Raw genomic sequence first — 18221 nt, 5'->3', positions numbered from 1 at the left:
CAGGGCCGCATTTGCCAAACGACGCAGCGGCCCCTTCCATCCTCAAATTGAACAACCCGACCATGCGAAAGATTTTGATGCCCCTGGCCGCTTCCGCCGTGATCGCCGCGATGGGCGCGGGGTCCGCCGGGTCCGCCCTCGCGGCGGACGCGAACCTGAAGTTCACCGGTCTGATCACGCAGCCGTCCTGCACCGTGGATAGCTCGACGGCCAATCAGACCATCAGTCTGGGCAGCGCGCCGATCATGAATTTTCCGGCGATCGGAAGCACCGGCAACCCGACCGCATTCAGTCTGAACCTGCTGAATTGCTCGCCGGGCACGGCGGTGACGATGTCGGTGGCGGGAACGATAGATACGGTTGCGAGCGTGTTGCAGAACACCGGTACTGCCACGCAGGTGGGCGTGCAGATTCTGAAGGCGGCCAGCGTGGGCGCGACGACGGGTACGCCCGTCACGCTCAACAGTACGAGTTCGCTCGGCACGGTCGACAACACCAATACGATGACGGTTCCGTTCGTCGCGCAGTTCTACCGGCTCGGTACTTTGACGGCCGGCTCCGTGACGACAACCGCAACGGTCAACTTCACGTACAACTGATCGGCTGCGTCAGTCGATCAGGTCGATCAGATGGATCAGCAGGCGCCGCATCGACCGGCGCCGCTCTGCCTTGTGAATATCGGCCGGATGGCGCGCGAGCCGCGCGCCAGTTCCTGCAAACCCGTCAGGTCTGCGGGATCTCGATCTTGACCTCGAGCACCTCGAGGTCGTCCTGACGCTCGAGGCTCACGCGGATGTCGTCATCCGAGATCCTCACGTACTTCGAAATCACGGCCACCAGTTCGCGTTGCAACGCAGGCAGATAATCGGCGGGAGCATGACCGCCGGCGCGCTCGTGCGCGATGATCAACTGCAGGCGTTCCTTCGCTACCGACGCGGATTTCTTCTTCTCGCCCAGCAAAAACGAAAGAATCGACATAACGTGCGCTCCCCTTACTTGGTGCCGAAGAGGCGCTGCAGCAGCCCGGGCTTCTGGTAATCGGTAAAGCGAAGCGATTTCTGCTCGCCGAGAAAACGCGATACGACGTCTTTGTAGGCTTCCGCCACGTCGGTGCCGTCGAGGTGCACGGCCGGCAGGCCCTGGTTCGACGCGTGCAGCACCGCTTCCGATTCCGGAATCACGCCGATCAGGTCAATACGCAAGATTTCCTGGATGTCCGTCAACGACAGCATCTCGCCTTCGCTCACACGCTTCGGGTTGTAGCGCGTGATGAGGAGATGCTCCTTGATCGGCTCCTTGCCTTCAATTGCCCGCTTGGTCTTCGACGACAGAATGCCGAGGATGCGGTCCGAGTCGCGCACCGACGACACTTCCGGGTTCGTCACGATCAGCGCTTCGTCGGCGAAATGCATCGCGAGCAGCGCGCCCGATTCGATACCGGCCGGCGAGTCGCACACGATGAACTCGAAGTCCATCGCGATCAGATCGTTGATGACCTTCTCGACGCCTTCCATGGTCAGCGCGTCTTTGTCACGCGTTTGCGAGGCCGGCAGGATAAAGAGGTTCTCGCACTTCTTGTCCTTGATCAGCGCCTGGTTCAGATTCGCTTCGCCCTGAATCACGTTGATCAGGTCGTACACCACGCGGCGCTCGCAGCCCATGATGAGATCGAGATTGCGCAGGCCGACGTCGAAGTCGATCACGGCGGTCTTGCTGCCCCGCAACGCGAGGGCCGATGCAAAACTCGCGCTCGTGGTCGTCTTGCCCACGCCACCCTTGCCCGATGTCACCACAATGATTTTTGCCATTACCCTTACCTTGTGTTCGTCAAATTCGTCAATTATGTGCGGCCATATTTCGAGCAGAACGCCGCGCGCCGCAAAGCTCCAGGACGGCGCGATTCACAGCGTGCTTTCCGCGCTCAAGTGAGCCGCAATGGTTCGATCATCAACTTTTCTTCTTCGAGCCAGATCTGCACCGGTTTGCCGAGTACATCGGCCGGCAGCGGGTTCTCGGTCGTTCGATAGATGCCCGCGATCGAGATCAGTTCCGGTTCGAGACACGTACAGAAAATGCGCGCGTCGTGGTTGCCCTGCACGCCGGCAAGCGCGCGGCCGCGCAACGGCGCATAGATATGGATATTGCCTTCCGCGATGACTTCCGCGCCGTAGCTGACCAGCCCGAGCACCACGAGATCGCCCTTTGCGTAGATGCGCTGGCCGGAACGCAGCGGCTTTTCGACCACCATCGTTTGCGAAGACGTGGCAAGACGCACGGGTTCGGCGGCGGGCGCAGGTTCGAGCGATGCGCTTGCCGTCGCGCCCGATGCTGCGTTCGTGGCTGCCGTGCTTGCTGCGCTTGCTGCGTTTACCGTGCTTGCTGCGTCGTTCGCGGCTTCGCCCGAATCCGCCGTTGACGTGCTCGCCGATTCGTCGTCAGCCGGTTTCGCGGCCGCGCCGCGGCGGTCGCGCGCTTCGAGGAGCGGCAACGCCGATTCCGTCGCCCACGACTGCTGCGTGTCAGCGACCACGCCGACCGGACGCATGCGCACGCTGTCGAGCAGTTGCGCAATCTCGGCGAGCGGCACGCGCTCGTTCTCCGCGAGACGGCGCACGTCGATCGCGACGACGTCGTTAGCGAAAAATTCGGGGGTCGCCTCGAAGCGCCGGGTCAGCTCGGCACGCATGGCATCGAGGTCGGTTGTCTTGACCACAAAGAGGAGCGTGTCGACGGAACCGCTGCGAAGTTCGAAAAAGGGCGATTTCTTGGGCGACATAGCGTTCGGCAAAAAATTTTGCGTATTTTACAGGCGTCCACGCGTGCGGCGAGATTTTTTGCCCGCGCGCGCGGCGATATGCGCGTGTTGTGCATGTTGCGCGAGCAGAAACGATCACGCCGCGCCGCGCAAGAACGGGCGAGGCAGGACATCTGTGGAGATACGGCTGCGGATGCGAGCAGGGAAGCAACAGAACCGCGCAAGAGATCCGGAACGGGCGGCAAACTGCTGCGCCGCTCGGCGGATCACGAGTCAACTGCGGGTGACGTGGACGGCACGTGGCGAACCAGCAGGCTTTCGACCTGTTCCGGCGCGCGCGTGACGCGCCGATGTTCGCCGGTCGGTCCGAAACCGAGCGCTTCGTAAAAGCGCATGGCGGTGCGATTCGAGTCGGCGACCCATGCGTAAATTTCGGCGGCGCCTTCGTTGGCGAGCCAGCCGCTAGCGGTGTCGACCAGCAACTCTCCGCCACGCAGATGACGAACCGCCGGCGCCACCCACAACTCGCAAACGAATGCGCGGCGCTCGGGGGTCTCTTCGAAATGCGCCTCGATGAGTCCCGCCGGATGACCCTCGGTATAGAGAATAAAAGTGCTGACGGTAAGAGAAACCGCGTGCTTCGCGGCGATGACGTCAAAGCTGGCGGCGTCCGCGGACAAGGCGTCCTCTAGCGTCGCGCCGAAGGCATAAGGCGCCTCTCGCAGCGACGCAGTACGGAGTTCGCGAAAAACAGCGCCCTGATCAGCGGCGATACGGCGAACGGTCAATGACGGACTCATGCAGACGAAAACCCCTTGAAGCCTTAAGGCGTAGCTTTAACCGAACCGGCGCGCGAGTCAAATCATTCTTTGCCGGGGGATCTTATCGCGTGAGCCGGTTCTGGCAAAGCGCGCATCGAGTTCTCAGCATTTGCCGCGCCCGGTGTCTCTGAGCTCGGCCCACTCGCGATGGAAGCGTTTCGGGCTAAGGCGCCTCGTAGCTGCCGGTGCCGTCCGGCCAGGGCGTGAGGAGTTCGTAGCCGTCGTCGGTGACGGCGATCATGTGTTCCCATTGCGCCGACAGCGAGCGGTCTTTCGTGACCACCGTCCAGCCGTCGCGCAAGACGGTGGTGCCGGCGCGGCCCGCGTTGATCATCGGCTCGATCGTGAAGACCATGCCGGGTTTCAGACGCACGCCCTGCCCCGGCTGACCGTAATGCAGAACCTGCGGGTCCTCGTGATAGACCTTGCCGATGCCGTGGCCGCAATAGTCGCGCACGATCGAAAAGCCGTCGCGCTGCGCGACCTTCTGAATCGCATGGCCGATGTCGCCGAGCGTCGCGCCTGGCTTCACTTCGCGGATGCCCGCGAGCATCGCTTCATACGTCGTGTCGATCAGTTGACGCGCGACCGCGCTCGGCTCGCCGACGCAATACATGCGGCTCGTGTCGCCGAAATAGCCGTCCTTGATGATCGCGACGTCGATGTTGATGATGTCGCCGTCCTTGAGCACTTCGTTGCGGCTCGGAATGCCGTGGCAGACCACCTGATTCACGGACGTGCACACCGTCTTCGGAAAACCCAGATAGCCGACGTTCGCCGGAATCGACTTTTGCGTATTGACGATGTAGTCGTTGCACAGTGCGTCCAGCTCGTCGGTGGAGACACCGGCCTTCACGTGCTCGCCGATCATGGCCAGCACGTCGGCCGCGAGGCGGCCTGAAATACGCAGCCTGGCGATGTCTTCGGGAGTCTTGTAGGTAATGGCCATGAATTCGGTCGATGGGTTCGAAGGTAGGTCGATATTCAATCGAACGGCCAATTGTACAGAGGATCGCGGAGGGGTCGGGGGAATGGGGGTGCGGGCGTTTGTATCGCGAGCGTGGGGGATTAAACGGGCAACGCTTGGTGAGCACTCGAAGATTGCCGAGAAACTCTTCGCTCGCTTGTTGCGTAGCGCGCGGACGTGATCGCCGCGCTATCGTTCGATGTACTCAGAAGAAGGATGGGACAGGCTCCACACTGTGCTTAGATACGAAGCGAAGATTTCGTAGTCGACATGGAGCACTCACCGATCCTTTAGCGCTATCAAGACCTCACGGTGCTCGGAGATTACCAGGCGTGCGGAACGCAGTACGTCCGACTTCTCTCTTTCTGTGGCCACGCTCACCGAAGCCTTCGGACGCACCATCACTCGCGGCGCCAACTGAACGCCATACAGCTCTGTAATACGTTTTTTCTCGGCCATGAGATGCAACTCAATCAAGAGACTTAGCACTTGGGCAATACAAACGAAAACAGGCCCCGAAGGGCCTGTTTTCTAAATTTGGCGGAAAGGGTGAGATTCGAACTCACGGTACCCCTAAAGGTACACCGGATTTCGAGTCCGGCGCATTCGACCACTCTGCCACCTTTCCGGGTTTTCTAACTAGCCGCTGCCGTATGAAGCTGGCGCGGTTTTGTCAGATCCAAGCGGGTCGCTGCTTGGGAGAGAAAGATTATAGAACAGTGAATCTGGATTTCCAAGTCCCTCGCCGAAAAAATTTCAGAGGGACGTACGCGAAACGTACAACACGACTCAAGCGGCCGGCACTTCCAGCCGCTCCACGCCGCCCAGGTACGGCCGCAGTGCAGCCGGCACCGTCACCGAGCCGTCGGCGTTCTGGAAATTCTCCAGCACCGCCACGAGCGTGCGGCCGACCGCGAGCCCCGAGCCGTTCAACGTATGCACGAGTTCCGGCTTGCCTTGCGCGTTCCGATAACGCGCCTGCATCCGGCGAGCCTGGAACGACTCGGTGTTCGAGCAGCTCGAGATCTCGCGATAGGTGTTTTGCGCCGGCAACCACACCTCGAGGTCATAAGTCTTGGTGGCCGAGAAGCCCATGTCGCCGGTGCACAACGTGATCACGCGATACGGCAGCTCGAGCTTCTGCAGAATCGTCTCCGCGTGGCCGACCATCTGTTCCAGCGCGTCATAAGACGTTTCCGGCGCCACGATCTGCACCATCTCCACCTTGTCGAACTGATGCTGACGGATCATGCCGCGCGTATCGCGCCCATACGAGCCCGCTTCCGAACGGAAGCACGGCGAATGCGCAGTCAGCTTGATCGGCAGCGCATTACCTTCGACGATGCTGTCGCGCACCGTGTTCGTCAGCGAAATTTCCGACGTCGAAATCAGATATTGCGTGACCGTGTTTTCGCCGCCGCCCTTCTCGACGCGGAACATGTCGTCCGCGAATTTGGGCAACTGCCCGGTGCCGTACAGAATCTCCGGATTCACGATGTACGGCGTGTAAATCTCCGTATAACCGTGCTGCTGCGTATGCGTGTCGATCATGAACTGCGCAAGCGCGCGATGCAGCCGCGCTATCTGCCCACGCAGCATCGTGAAGCGCGCGCCCGAAAGCTTCGCGCCGGTCTCGAAATCGAGGCCGAGCGGCGCGCCCACATCCACGTGATCCTTCACTTCGAAATCGAACTGGCGCGGCGTGCCCCAGCGGCGCACTTCGACGTTATCCGCTTCGTCGCGGCCAACGGGCACGCTCTCATGCGGAAGATTCGGCACGCCGAGCAGAAGATCCGACAGCCGCTTCTGAATATCGTCCAGCTTTGCCGCCGACGCCTTCATCTCGTCGCCGATGCCGCCGACTTCCGCCATCACTGCCGACGTGTCCTCGCCCCGCCCTTTCATCGCGCCGATCTGCTTGGACAGGCTGTTGCGGCGCGCCTGCATTTCTTCGGTGCGGGTCTGGGTATCGCGGCGTTCCGCTTCGAGCGCGGTGAACGCCGCGACGTCGAGGCTATAGCCGCGGTCGGCGAGGCGTTTCGCGACGCCGTCGAGGTCTTTGCGCAGCAACTGGATGTCGAGCATGGGATGGGGCGGGTATTCGTTGTATGAAGGTGGGATTTTAGCGCACCGGCGCGCCGCGCCGGAGACTCTCAGCCCTTCTTCGGCTTGTTCTCGCTGCGCCATTGCGCGTCGAGTTCGGCAAGACGCGCCATCTTGTCGCCGATCTTGCCTTCCAGACCGCGCGGCGTCGGCGTGTACCAGTGCGGATCGCGCATGTTCTCGGGCAGATAGGCCTCTCCGGCCGCATAGGCATCCGGCTCGTCGTGCGCGTAGCGATACTCGTGGCCGTAGCCGAGTTCCTTCATCAGCTTGGTCGGCGCATTGCGCAGATGCACGGGCACGCCGCGCGACTTGTCCTTGCTGACGAAGCGCCGCGCCTCGTTATACGCGTTGTAGCCCGCATTCGACTTCGGCGCGACCGCCAGATAGATGATGGCCTGCGCAAGCGCAAGCTCGCCCTCGGGCGTGCCCAGGCGCTCGTAGGTTTCGGCGGCGTCGAGCGCGATGCGCGCGGCGCGCGGGTCGGCGAGACCGATGTCCTCCCACGCCATGCGCACGATGCGCCGCGCCAGATAACGCGGGTCCGCGCCGCCGTCGAGCATCCGGCAGAACCAGTAGAGCGCGCCGTCCGGACTGCTGCCGCGCACCGACTTATGCAGCGCGCTGATCTGGTCGTAAAACGCGTCGCCGCCCTTGTCGAAGCGGCGCAAATTTTCGGCGAGCGCGCTGCCGAGCAACGCGCCGTCAATCTCCGTCGTCTTCTGCTGCGCAGCGGCGCGCGCGACGATTTCCAGGTTGTTCAACAGCTTGCGGCCGTCGCCGTCGGCGGAACCGATCAGCGCGTTGCGCGCTTCGTCGGTGAACGTGAGGCCGCCGAGTTCGCGCTGCGCCCGCTCGAGCAGTTCGCGCAACTCGTCCTCGTCGAGACTCTTGAGCACATAGACCGCGGCGCGCGACAGCAACGCGCTGTTCACCTCGAACGAGGGATTCTCCGTCGTCGCGCCGACAAACACGAACAGCCCCGACTCGACATGCGGCAAGAACGCGTCTTGCTGACTCTTGTTAAAGCGATGCACCTCGTCGACGAACACCAGCGTCTGATGCCCGTTCGCGCGATGAATCTGCGCCGTCTCGACCGCCTCGCGAATGTCCTTCACGCCCGAGAGCACCGCCGACAGCGCGATGAACTGCGCGTGAAACGCGTCCGCCATGAGCCGCGCAAGCGTGGTCTTGCCGACGCCCGGCGGGCCCCAGAGGATCATCGAATGCGCCTCGCCGGATTCGAACGCGACCCGCAGCGGCTTGTTCGGACCGAGCAGATGCTTCTGACCGATCACTTCGTCGATATTGCGAGGCCGCAGGCGTTCGGCGAGCGGGACATTGGCACGGGTTTCTTCGAACATGACGTTTTGGGGATAATCTCGGCTTTTCCGGACGCGGTTCGCGCGACGGTATCTGCGATGGTCGGAAGGCGGCGTGCTGCCGGACAAGCGCAAAGCCTGCACGAGAAACGCGCGGGCAACGTCCTGCATTATGACAGTGACGGAGCGTCGGCGAGCGCGGCGTGTCGTCTACCGAATGCGAACACGAGCGCGAACGCGCAGGCAAACCAAAGCAACAGACACACACTCACGGACAACACCCGATGGCACAAGACCCGCTCACCGGCAACGCCGGTTCCACCTACGCACCGCTCACGCCGGTGCCCGACGCGCGCCGCGCATTCCGCACCGGCGACGCCTTCGCGCTCTGGTTCTCGCTCGGCATCGGCCTGCTGGTCGCGCAGGCCGGCGCGCTGCTCGTGCCGGGCTTGTCGCTGCCGCACGCGCTCCTGGCGATTGTGATCGGCAGCGCGATCGGCGTGGTGCTCCTCGCGCTCGCAGGCGTGATCGGCACGGACACGGGGCTCGCCGCGATGTCGTCGCTGCGTCCGACGCTCGGCGTTCGCGGCGCGTCGGTGCCCGCAGTGCTGAACGCGGTGCAACTGGTCGGCTGGGGCGCGTTCGAAGTGATCGTGATGCGCGATTCCGCCGACGCCCTCGCGAAGCAGGCGTTCGGTTTCTCGATGCCGCTCGTCTGGACCGTCGTGTTCGGCTTGCTCGCGACGCTGCTTGCGATCAGCGGACCGCTGTCGTTCGTGCGGCGCTTTTTGCGCACGTGGGGCATCTGGCTGCTGCTCGCGGGCGCGGCGTGGCTCACATGGAATCTGCTCGCTCAGCACGACTTGAGCGCGATGATGCGCCGCCCCGGCACGGGCGAAATGCCGTTCGGCGGCGCCATCGATCTGGTGGTCGCGATGCCGCTCTCATGGCTGCCGCTGATCGCCGATTACACGCGCTTTGGCCGCCGCGCCGGCGACACGTTCCGCGGCACGCTGCTCGGCTACGGCATCGCGAACATATGGTTCTATGCGCTGGGCGCGATCTACGGTCTCGCCGCGGGCGGCGGCGACGCGCTCCTCACGAGCGCACTCGCGCAAGCCGGCGGCGGCCTCGCGCTCTTGCTGATCCTGATCGACGAAGTGGACAACGCATTCGCCGACATTCATTCGGCAGCCGTGTCGACCGGCACGTTCTGGGCGCGCGGCAGCGTGCCGCTGCTGTCGGCTGCGTTCGGCGCGCTCTGCACGTTGATCGCGCTGCTCGTGCCGATGGCGAAATACCAGAACTTCCTGTTGCTGATCGGCTCGGTGTTCGCGCCGCTCTTCGGCGTGGTGCTGGTCGATCACTTCATCGTGCGCAAGCGCCGCATTGAAGCCGCCGTGCTCGCCGACGTGCGCGGCCGCTACGGCTTTTCGGGCGGATGGCATCTGAGCGCGTTCATCGCGTGGGCGATCGGCATTGCCGCCTATCAGGCGATCAACCAGTGGCTGCCGAACCTCGGCGCGACGTTGCCCTCGCTGGTGATCGGCGCGGTGTGTTATCTCGCGTTCGTGTCGACGCGCAAGACTGCTTACGCGTAAGCGCTCGCTGCACTTCTAAATGCAGAAAAGGCCCACAAATGCAGGCCTTTTCGTTGCTGACGGCGCGCCGCAAGAGCTACGTGGCGAATGGATTCACCGAGCCGCGGCAGTCCGGTATTCGACGCCCGGCAGCACGCACAGCAACTCAAACGCGAGGTTCGCCCCGAGCAGCGCCGTGGTGCCGAACGGATCATACGGCGGCGCCACCTCCACAAGATCGCAACCGACGATATTCAGGCCGTGCGCGCCGCGAATGATTTCGAGCGCCTGCGGCACCGTCAGCCCCGCGATTTCAGGCGTGCCGGTGCCGGGTGCAAAGGCCGGATCGATCCCGTCGATGTCGAACGTGATGTACACCGGACCGTCGCCCATGCGCTCGCGCACACGCGCCATCAGCGGCGCGAGCGACTGGTTCCAGCACGCTTCCGCCTGCACGACCTCGAAGCCCTGGTCGCGGCACCAGTCGAAGTCTTCCGCCGCGTAGCCTGTGCCGCGCAGACCGATCTGCACGACGCGCTCGCAATCGAGCAGGCCCTCTTCCACCGCGCGGCGAAACGGCGTGCCGTGCGCGATTTTCTCGCCCATCATCGTGTCGTTGACGTCGGCGTGAGCATCGACGTGAATCAGCCCGACCTTGCCGTGCTTGCGATGGATCGCGCGCAGGATCGGCAACGCGATCGTGTGATCGCCGCCGAGCGTGATCGGCTTGCAATCGTGCTGAAGGATCTCGTCGTAAGCGGTTTCGATCCGCGCGATCGAGTCGTGCAGGTTGTACGGATTGATCGCGACGTCGCCGAGATCGGCGACCCGCAGCGAATCGAACGGCGCGGCGCGCGTCGCCATGTTGTACGGGCGCAGCAGCACGGATTCGCTGCGGATCTGGCGCGGCCCGAAGCGCGCGCCCGTGCGGTTGGACGTGCCGAGATCGAACGGCACGCCGACGAAGCAGGCGTCGAATCCCGCCGCCGAGCCGACGTTCGGCAGGCGCATCATCGTCGCGATTCCGCCGCAGCGCGGCATCGCATTGCCGGACAGCGGCTGCGGCCGCTCGCCGGCTTCGGGAGAAATGAAGGAGGAAGTATTCATCGTGGCTCGGCAATGAAAAGTCCCGGCGGGCGGGAATCGGCGAAACCGGCGCGGAACAGACGTCTGACAAGCGGCCAGACGCTATTCATGCCGGGCGAACTCCCATTCTTGAGCAGTTCGCGTGAACGTCCAATAGCTGCTCAAAAACCTTCGTATTGATCCCGAGCGATGTATCCTGACGCATGTTCTCCCAACTCACCGACCTCGACCTGCGGCTCATCCGCGTCTTTCTCGCGATCGTCGATGCGGGCGGCGTCTCGCCGGCGCAAGCCACGCTCAACGTCGGTCAGTCGACCATCAGCACGCAACTGGCCACGCTCGAAACGCGCCTCGGCTACCGGCTATGCGAACGCGGCCGCAGCGGCTTTCGCCTGAGCGCGCGCGGGGCGCAATTTGTCGATGCCGCTCGCGCGCTGCTCGATGCCGTCGACAGCTTCGGCATGCAGGCGCGCAACGTCGGCCGCAAGCTGGTCGGCACGCTCGACATCGGCATGATCGGGCACACGCCGGTATCGGCCAGCGCGCGCATCAGCGAGGCGATTGGCCGCTTTCGTTCGCGCGATCAGTCGGTGCGGTTTTCGATTCTCGTGCGCTCGCCTGGCGAGCTCGAAGAGTTGCTGCTCAACGGGCGAATTCAGATCGGCATCGGCTATTTCTGGCATCGCGTGCCGTCGCTCGAATACACCGAAGTGTTCGCTGAAGACCAGTTCGCCTACTGCGCAAAAGAGCATCCGCTCTTTGCTCGCGCGGGTGAAGTCACGCCCGCGCAGGCCGCCGCGCATGAATGGGCGTGGCGCAGCTATCCGTTGCCGGAGGCTGAAAGTTCGACGGCCGGGCGCAACGTCACCGCCGTCGCCGACAACATGGAAGCGGTCGCGATGCTCGTGCTCTCGGGGCACCACCTCGGCTATTTACCGGGACATTTCGCGGCGCCGTTCGTCGAACAAGGGCTGCTCGCCGCGCTGAATCCGGCCGTCATGCGCTATCGCGTCGCGTTTCATATGGTCACGCGCGCACGGCAGCATCGAACGGATATTGTCGAAGCGTTTCTCGAGGACATGAAGGCCGCGCATGCAATTGAAGCCGAGAAATAGCGCGGCCCGTTTTGCATCGGCGATAAAAAAGCCACGCATTCAGCGCGGCTTTCTTCGTCAACATTGAACGTGCAGCTTGAACGTGCAGCGGCAATTTAGCCGTTGATCACGTCCGCGCCCTTCGGCACGGTGAACTTGAACGCGTCAGCAGGCAGCGGCGGATTCTTCTGGATGTTCGAGAACGTCAGCAAGGTCACGTTCCCGAACACATCGTGCAATTCCATCGCTTGCAGATTGCCGTCCTTGAAGCCGATGCCCACGCGCTGGAATTGCGTGTCCTTTGCTTTCGGCGTGAGTTCGAGCCAGTCGATGCCGGCCTTCACGCCCGCATCGCGCAGCGTGAAGTTCTTGTCGAGATCGTTGCTGCCGAACAGGATCGCCGCCGGGCTCGCGCCGAGCGCGCCGCCCAGGCTCCGCACTGTCACCTGGTTCAGGTCTTTGTCGTAGACGTAAAGCTTGTCGCCGTCCGCTTGCAGCAGTTGCGCGTAGGGCTTTTCGTATTGCCAGATGAACTTGCCGGGACGCGCGAACGTGAATGTTCCACTCGACGTGCTGTTCTTGCTGCCGCCCGTGGTGGAGAGCACGCCGCTTGCGCCGCTCCCGCCACTCCCGCCGCTCGCCCCTTGCGCCTTGCCCGGCGCGCGCACTTCCTGCTGGACGAAGGTGCCGCGCGCCGAGTGAACCTGCGAGACGAACGCCTTCAACTGCTCGGTGCCGCTCGCGAACGCCTGCGAAGCGACTAGCACGGATGCGCCGATCGCCACCGTGCCCGCAGTGCGCGCAAGCGCGCGAGCCAAATGCGCAAAGCGGCCGACGCGGCCGGATTGTGCATGCTGCTGTGCGAATAGCTGCATATGTTTTTCTCCCTTGATCTGAATTCGTTGAGCGGCCGCGATGTTGGCGGCGCATCGTCATGAGCGGTGTTGCCGCGCAAGACTGCGGTTTTGCGCGAAGCTTAGGCAGGCAGCCTTAAGCGAGTCTTAGGAGCGAACCTTTGGAAACGAACGTTACAAGCGGTGAACAAGCGGTGAAGAAAGCGAAAAAGACAGAGCGGTAAAGGCAGCCGACAAAAACCCAACGCCTCACCGCAGCATGCCTTAATCAACCTCACTCCGCCTCGCGCGCCGGCGCGAGAATCTCGCGATTGCCGTTCGACGACATCGCCGACACCACGCCGGAGTTTTCCATCTGCTCGAGCAGGCGCGCCGCGCGGTTATAGCCGATGCGCAAATGCCGCTGCACCAGCGAGATCGACGCGCGCTTGTTCTTCAGCACGACGTCCACCGCCTGATCGTAAAGCGGGTCCGACTCGCCGTCGCCCGATCCGCTTCCTCCGGCGCCCGCCGAGCCTTCGTCGCCCTCGCCCGTCACGCCGCCTTCGAGAATGCCCTCGATATAGTTCGGCTCGCCCTGCTCCTTGAGCTTGTCGACGACGCGGTGCACTTCCTCGTCCGACACAAACGCGCCGTGCACCCGCACCGGCAAGCCGCTGCCGGGCGGCAGATAAAGCATGTCGCCCATGCCGAGCAGCGATTCCGCGCCCTGCTGGTCGAGAATCGTGCGCGAGTCGATTTTCGACGACACCTGGAACGCCATGCGCGTCGGCACGTTAGCCTTGATGAGGCCGGTGATCACGTCGACCGACGGACGCTGCGTGGCGAGAATCAGATGGATGCCGGCCGCGCGCGCCTTCTGCGCGATTCGCGCGATCAGCTCCTCGACCTTCTTGCCGACCACCATCATCAGGTCCGCGAGTTCGTCGATCACGACGACGATGTTGGGCAGACGCGTGAGCGGTTCCGGCTCGTCCGGCGTGAGGCTGAACGGGTTCGGCAGCTTCTCGTCACGCTTCGCCGCTTCGTCGATCTTGTTGTTGTAGCCGGCGAGGTTACGCACGCCGAGCTTGCTCATCAGCTTGTAGCGCCGCTCCATTTCGGCGACCGCCCAATTCAGCGCGTGGCCGGCCTGGCGCATGTCCGTCACGACCGGACACAGCAGATGCGGAATGCCTTCGTAGACGCTCATTTCGAGCATCTTCGGATCGATCAGGATCATGCGGACCTGGTCGGCGCTCGCCTTGTAGAGCAGCGACAAAATCATCGCGTTGATACCGACCGACTTGCCCGAACCGGTCGTGCCGGCCACCAGCAAGTGCGGCATTTTCGCGAGGTCCGCGCAAACGGGCTTGCCGCCGATGTCCTTGCCGAGGCCCATAGTGAGCGGCGACGCGGCATCCGCATAAACCGCCGAGCCGAGAATCTCGGACAGGCTCACGGTCTGCCGGCGCTGATTCGGCAACTCGAGCGCCATGAAATTCTTGCCCGGAATCGTTTCGACCACGCGGATCGACACGAGCGACAGCGAACGCGCGAGGTCTTTCGCCAGATTCACGATCTGGCTGCCCTTCACGCCGGTGGCCGGCTCGATCTCGTAACGCGTGACGACCGGGCCCGGATAGGCGGCGACCACGCTCACTTCGACGCCGAAGTCCTTGAGCTTTTTCTCGATCAGACGCGAGGTGAATTCGAGCGTATCGGCCGAAATGGTTTCCTGCGCGGCGGGCGCGGGATCGAGCAGCGAAATGGGCGGCAACGTGGAATCGCCCGGCAGATCGGTGAAAAGCGGCACCTGCCGTTCCTTCTCGACGCGCTCCGACTTGGCCGGCGTGACGACCGGCGGCACGATCACGACCGGCTCATGTTCCTCGATGCGCACTCGCCCCTTCTCGACCTTGCCCTCGCGCTTGACCGCGGCGGCTTCGCCGAGCTTGCGGTCGCGCCCGGCCTCGCGGCGCAGCTTCGCGAAGGTCACGGCGGAGATAATCGATTCGCCGACTTTCTCCGACACCGACAGCCACGAGAAACGGAAATACAGCGACAAGCCGATGCCCAGCACGATCAGCAGCGCGAGCGTGCCGCCCGTGAAGCCGAGCGCGTGCGACACGCCGCGCGCGACCGCCTCGCCGATCACGCCGCCCGGCGCGCGCGGCAGTTGAACCTTGAGCGACCACATGCGCAGCGCCTCGATGCCGTCGCAGGCGAGCAGCACGAGCATGAACGCGAAGGCGTCCGCGAGCCAGGTCGTGTCGCGCGGCGCGTCTTCGTCCGGTTCGTCCTGACGGGTAATGCGCTTGTAGTTCGCGGAAATGTGCCGGCCGAGCAGCACGATCCACCAGTACGCGGAGAGGCCGAACAGCAGCAGCAGAATGTCCGAGGTCCACGCGCCCACGCGGCCCGCCCAGTTGGCGATGTGATCGACCTGCGCGGCGTGCGTCCAGCTCGGATCGCGGCGGCTGTAGCTGACGAGCGCCATCAGCAGGAACACGCCGAGCGCGACCTGCAGAATCCAGCGGATTTCGGTGAAGAGGCGCGACATGCGGTGCGGTAATGCCTGCGCGCTCGCGGAATAAGGAGCTTTTGCCATTGATCCTGTTGCTTGTGTGGCCGATGCGTGGCCGATGCGTGTTGCCAATTCTATTGCCGGGCCTCGGGTCGAAGCCGTTCGGCGCGGCAGAGAGCCCGGCGCCGTCGACCCGAAAGACCCGAAACTTCGATCCGGCCTATTGTAAACGCAGTGCCCCGCATGAGGCTGTAAATGACGGTAACCTGGCCGATCGGCCACGCGCGCTGATCGCTTAGGCCCCGCGCCGGGCTATCGCCGCGATCGGAAAGCTTCATGGAGCAGGCCGCGGCCCCGCCCTTTATAATGCCCGACTGATACCCATCTACAGTTTCAGCCAAGTCGCGTTGCCCGCATGGGCGGGCAGCGCGCCGTAAAAGGATTCGATCATGCCCGCAACTTCCACGAAACACGCCAAGGTTCTGATTCTCGGTTCCGGCCCTGCCGGCTACACGGCAGCGGTCTACGCGGCGCGCGCCAACCTCGCGCCGGTGCTCGTCACGGGCCTCGCGCAAGGCGGCCAGTTGATGACCACGACCGACGTCGAAAACTGGCCCGCCGACGCCAACGGCGTGCAAGGCCCGGAACTGATGGCGCGCTTCCTGGAGCACGCTGAGCGCTTCAACACCGAAATCATCTTCGACCACATTCACACGGCGAAGCTCGACGAAAAGCCGATCCGCCTGATCGGCGATTCGGGCGAATACACGTGCGATTCGCTGATCATCTCGACGGGCGCGTCGGCGCAATATCTCGGCCTGCCGTCGGAAGAAGCGTTCATGGGCAAGGGCGTGTCGGCCTGCGCAACCTGCGACGGCTTCTTCTACAAGCAGCAGCATGTGGCCGTGGTCGGCGGCGGCAATACCGCGGTCGAAGAAGCGCTCTATCTGTCGGGCATCGCGAAGAAGGTCACGGTGATCCATCGCCGCGACAAGTTCCGCGCCGAGCCGATCCTGATCGACCGCCTGCTCGCGAAAGAGAAGGAAGGCGTGGTCGAGATCAAGTGGAACCATACGCTCGACGAAGTGACGGGCGACCAGTCCGGCGTGACCGGCGTGCGCATCAAGCACACGCAAACCGGCGAGACGACCGACATCGCGCTGCAGGGCCTGTTCGTCGCGATCGGTCACAAGCCGAACACGGACATCTTCGAAGGCCAACTGGAGATGAAGAACGGCTACATCATCACGAAGGGCGGCCTGAACGGCTTTGCCACCGCCACCAGCGTGCCGGGCGTGTTCGCGGCCGGCGACGTGCAGGACCACGTGTACCGTCAGGCGATCACGAGCGCAGGCACCGGCTGTATGGCCGCGCTCGACGCGCAGCGCTATCTGGAAACCATCAACGAGATGGCCGGCGAGCATGCGATGAGCCAGGAAGCCGAGCGTTGATCGGCAGCGCTTTCGTGCGAACGCAACGGTAAAATAGCGGCTGGGCGTTGCCCGGCCGCTCGTTGGATCTAAGGCCGCGGCTCATGAGCCGGCGGCCTTTTTTATTCGAAGCCGCACCAGGATCGCGCGAGGCGCCGCGCGACCGAATCGTTATCCGCGTCTACTACCGCCATGCCGAAGAACCACCCTCATCCGAACGAGCCGAAGCGCGTCCGCGCCCCGGCTGCAACGCCCGCGCGCGAACCGGCTGCGCCCGCCGCGACGCCGAAGATCGAACCGGCCGCGGGCCTCGCCGGCCTCGGCGCATTGCGCGACGCGTTGAAGGTCGACGCGCAAAAGCGCGAGCGCGAACGCGCCGCCGCGACGGCTGCACGGCGCGAAGCCGCGGCGGACGCCGATCTGTTTCGCCGCGAGATCGGCGAAGTCGCGCCGCTTGCCGTGCCGCCGCGCGCATCGTTGCCGCGCAATCCTCCGCCGCCGCTGCCCGTGCAAACCCTGCTCGACGAAGAAGCCGTTCTGCACGAAGCGATCTCCGATGAATTCGATCCCGAGGTGCTGCTCGAAACCGACGAGACGCTCTCCTATTGCCGCCCCGGCGTGAGCCAGGAAGTCGTGCGAAAACTGCGGCGCGGCGACTGGATCGTGCAGGCGCAAATCGATCTGCACGGCATGCGGCGCGAGAAAGCCCGCGAGGCCCTGGCGGAATTCATCCGCGAGTCGGTCAAGCGCGGCTTGCGCTGCCTGCGCGTGATTCACGGCAAAGGCCTGGGATCGATCGGCAAGGAACCGGTGCTCAAGGGCAAAGTGCGCGCATGGCTCGTGCAGAAGAACGAAGTGATCGCGTTCTGCCAGGCGCGGCCGCACGACGGCGGCGCGGGCGCGGTCGTCGTGCTGCTTCAGCCGGGCGCCGCGCCGGCTCACGCCAGGCCGCTGACGGAGCCGCAGTGATCCATCCGAGACTCACACTCGCGCTCTCCCTCATGGAGGCGCTGGCCATCTTTGCGTACGCGATTTCCGGTTTTATCGAGGCGAGGACGCGCCGGCTCGACGCGGTCGGCACGTTCCTCGTCGCCATTGCCACGGCCTTCGGCGGCGGCACGTTGCGCGACGTGCTGCTCGAGCGCCGGCCGTTCTACTGGGTCGAGCATCAGGGCTATCTGATCGCGATCTTCGTGATGTCGCTGTTCGCGCCGACCTTGCTGAAAATGACCTCGCGCCTGCTGTCCGAGCGCGTGCTGCTGGTCGCCGATGCGATCGGCCTTGGCCTCTTCAGCATCGCGGGGACCTCGATTGCGCACGACGCGCAAATGCCCTGGTTCACGTCCGTGATGATGGGCGTGGCGACGGGCGTGTTCGGCGGCGTGATCCGCGACGTGCTGTGCAACGAGGTGCCGCTGATCCTGCGCGATTCTCGGCCTTACGCGACGTGCGCTTTCGTCGGCTGCTGGCTGTATGTGCTGCTGGACTACGTGAATTTCGACACCGTGTATAGCGTGCTGTTCGCCACGGGGTTCATTCTGCTGGCGCGGCTCGCGACGTTCCGCTTCAACGTGCGCCTGCCGCATTAGCGGTTTCTGGCGCGGCGTCGGCACGACTGGAACGGGGGCCGTTTGTCGATTTGCGCCGCGCTCGCTCGTCGTGATGTGAACGGCCTTGCCCGGCCGCGGCAGCCGTCCAACCGT

At 63.9% G+C, this 18221-nt stretch carries 16 protein-coding genes and 1 tRNA gene; 6 read left to right on the top strand and 11 right to left on the bottom strand.

The features are described from left to right. Positions 1–62 precede the first annotated feature (62 nt). The gene (locus tag CUJ91_RS04215; protein ID WP_244230963.1) at positions 63–599 is read left to right on the top strand and encodes a fimbrial protein; all 537 of its coding nucleotides are present in this window, start codon (positions 63–65) and stop codon (positions 597–599) included. Between the two features lie 124 nt (positions 600–723). Here CUJ91_RS04215 and minE read toward each other — a convergent pair whose 3' ends face one another. The 8 genes from minE to CUJ91_RS04170 all read right to left on the bottom strand — a co-directional run bounded on the left by minE (position 724) and on the right by CUJ91_RS04170 (position 8010). Beyond that, positions 724–978 (bottom strand): cell division topological specificity factor MinE, encoded by a 255-nt coding sequence (minE, locus tag CUJ91_RS04210; RefSeq protein WP_006048489.1) that lies wholly within the window; start codon positions 976–978, stop codon positions 724–726. 14 nt (positions 979–992) lie between these two features. Next, positions 993–1808 carry a septum site-determining protein MinD gene (gene minD / locus CUJ91_RS04205; RefSeq protein WP_006048490.1) on the bottom strand — a complete coding sequence of 272 codons (816 nt, stop codon included), beginning with the start codon at positions 1806–1808 and terminating at the stop codon, positions 993–995. Between the two features lie 113 nt (positions 1809–1921). Continuing rightward, positions 1922–2776, bottom strand: a complete 855-nt coding sequence (gene minC / locus CUJ91_RS04200) for a septum site-determining protein MinC (RefSeq protein ID WP_114155869.1) — start codon at positions 2774–2776, stop codon at positions 1922–1924. Between the two features lie 245 nt (positions 2777–3021). Beyond that, a complete protein-coding gene (locus tag CUJ91_RS04195) occupies positions 3022–3555 on the bottom strand; it encodes a GNAT family N-acetyltransferase (RefSeq protein WP_006048492.1) in 534 nt (177 codons plus the stop codon). 184 nt (positions 3556–3739) lie between these two features. Further along, entirely contained in the window at positions 3740–4525 is a 786-nt protein-coding gene (gene map, locus CUJ91_RS04190) for a type I methionyl aminopeptidase (RefSeq protein WP_114155868.1), read from the bottom strand. A 556-nt stretch (positions 4526–5081) separates the two neighbouring features. Beyond that, positions 5082–5171 (bottom strand) — tRNA-Ser (locus CUJ91_RS04180). Positions 5172–5332: 161 nt separating this feature from the next. Beyond that, positions 5333–6628 carry a serine--tRNA ligase gene (gene serS / locus CUJ91_RS04175; protein WP_006048494.1) on the bottom strand — a complete coding sequence of 432 codons (1296 nt, stop codon included), beginning with the start codon at positions 6626–6628 and terminating at the stop codon, positions 5333–5335. Positions 6629–6696: 68 nt separating this feature from the next. Next, a complete protein-coding gene (locus CUJ91_RS04170; RefSeq protein WP_114155867.1) occupies positions 6697–8010 on the bottom strand; it encodes a replication-associated recombination protein A in 1314 nt (437 codons plus the stop codon). Positions 8011–8252: 242 nt separating this feature from the next. Here CUJ91_RS04170 and cytX point away from each other — a divergent pair, with 242 nt between their 5' ends. Beyond that, complete coding sequence (gene cytX / locus CUJ91_RS04165) at positions 8253–9569, top strand: putative hydroxymethylpyrimidine transporter CytX (RefSeq protein ID WP_114155866.1); 1317 nt, start codon at positions 8253–8255, stop codon at positions 9567–9569. 93 nt (positions 9570–9662) lie between these two features. On the opposite strand, the gene speB is transcribed toward cytX, so the two are convergent. Further along, positions 9663–10655: an agmatinase gene (speB, locus tag CUJ91_RS04160; RefSeq protein ID WP_029971887.1), complete on the bottom strand. Its 993-nt coding sequence runs from the start codon at positions 10653–10655 to the stop codon at positions 9663–9665. 182 nt (positions 10656–10837) lie between these two features. Between speB and CUJ91_RS04155 the strand changes: the two genes are divergently transcribed. Continuing rightward, a complete protein-coding gene (locus CUJ91_RS04155; protein ID WP_006048498.1) occupies positions 10838–11749 on the top strand; it encodes a LysR family transcriptional regulator in 912 nt (303 codons plus the stop codon). A gap of 95 nt (positions 11750–11844) precedes the next feature. On the opposite strand, the gene lolA is transcribed toward CUJ91_RS04155, so the two are convergent. Both lolA and CUJ91_RS04145 read right to left on the bottom strand, forming a co-directional pair. Then, on the bottom strand, positions 11845–12603 hold the full coding sequence (gene lolA / locus CUJ91_RS04150) for an outer membrane lipoprotein chaperone LolA (protein WP_006048499.1): 759 nt from the start codon (positions 12601–12603) through the stop codon (positions 11845–11847). Between the two features lie 253 nt (positions 12604–12856). Beyond that, positions 12857–15172 (bottom strand): DNA translocase FtsK, encoded by a 2316-nt coding sequence (locus CUJ91_RS04145; RefSeq protein ID WP_029971885.1) that lies wholly within the window; start codon positions 15170–15172, stop codon positions 12857–12859. Positions 15173–15537: 365 nt separating this feature from the next. Here CUJ91_RS04145 and trxB point away from each other — a divergent pair, with 365 nt between their 5' ends. The 3 genes from trxB (at position 15538) to CUJ91_RS04130 (ending at position 18107) form a co-directional block, all read left to right on the top strand. Next, positions 15538–16539 carry a thioredoxin-disulfide reductase gene (gene trxB / locus CUJ91_RS04140; RefSeq protein ID WP_006048502.1) on the top strand — a complete coding sequence of 334 codons (1002 nt, stop codon included), beginning with the start codon at positions 15538–15540 and terminating at the stop codon, positions 16537–16539. Between the two features lie 171 nt (positions 16540–16710). After that, positions 16711–17487: a Smr/MutS family protein gene (locus CUJ91_RS04135; protein WP_114155865.1), complete on the top strand. Its 777-nt coding sequence runs from the start codon at positions 16711–16713 to the stop codon at positions 17485–17487. Then, positions 17487–18107: a trimeric intracellular cation channel family protein gene (locus CUJ91_RS04130; RefSeq protein ID WP_029971883.1), complete on the top strand. Its 621-nt coding sequence runs from the start codon at positions 17487–17489 to the stop codon at positions 18105–18107. The genes CUJ91_RS04135 and CUJ91_RS04130 overlap by 1 nt, the downstream gene beginning before the upstream one ends. Positions 18108–18221 lie beyond the last annotated feature (114 nt).

It is taken from the genome of Paraburkholderia graminis, assembly GCF_003330785.1.
GTDB lineage: Bacteria > Pseudomonadota > Gammaproteobacteria > Burkholderiales > Burkholderiaceae > Paraburkholderia > Paraburkholderia graminis.
This window is presented reverse-complemented; position numbering and strand designations above follow the sequence as displayed.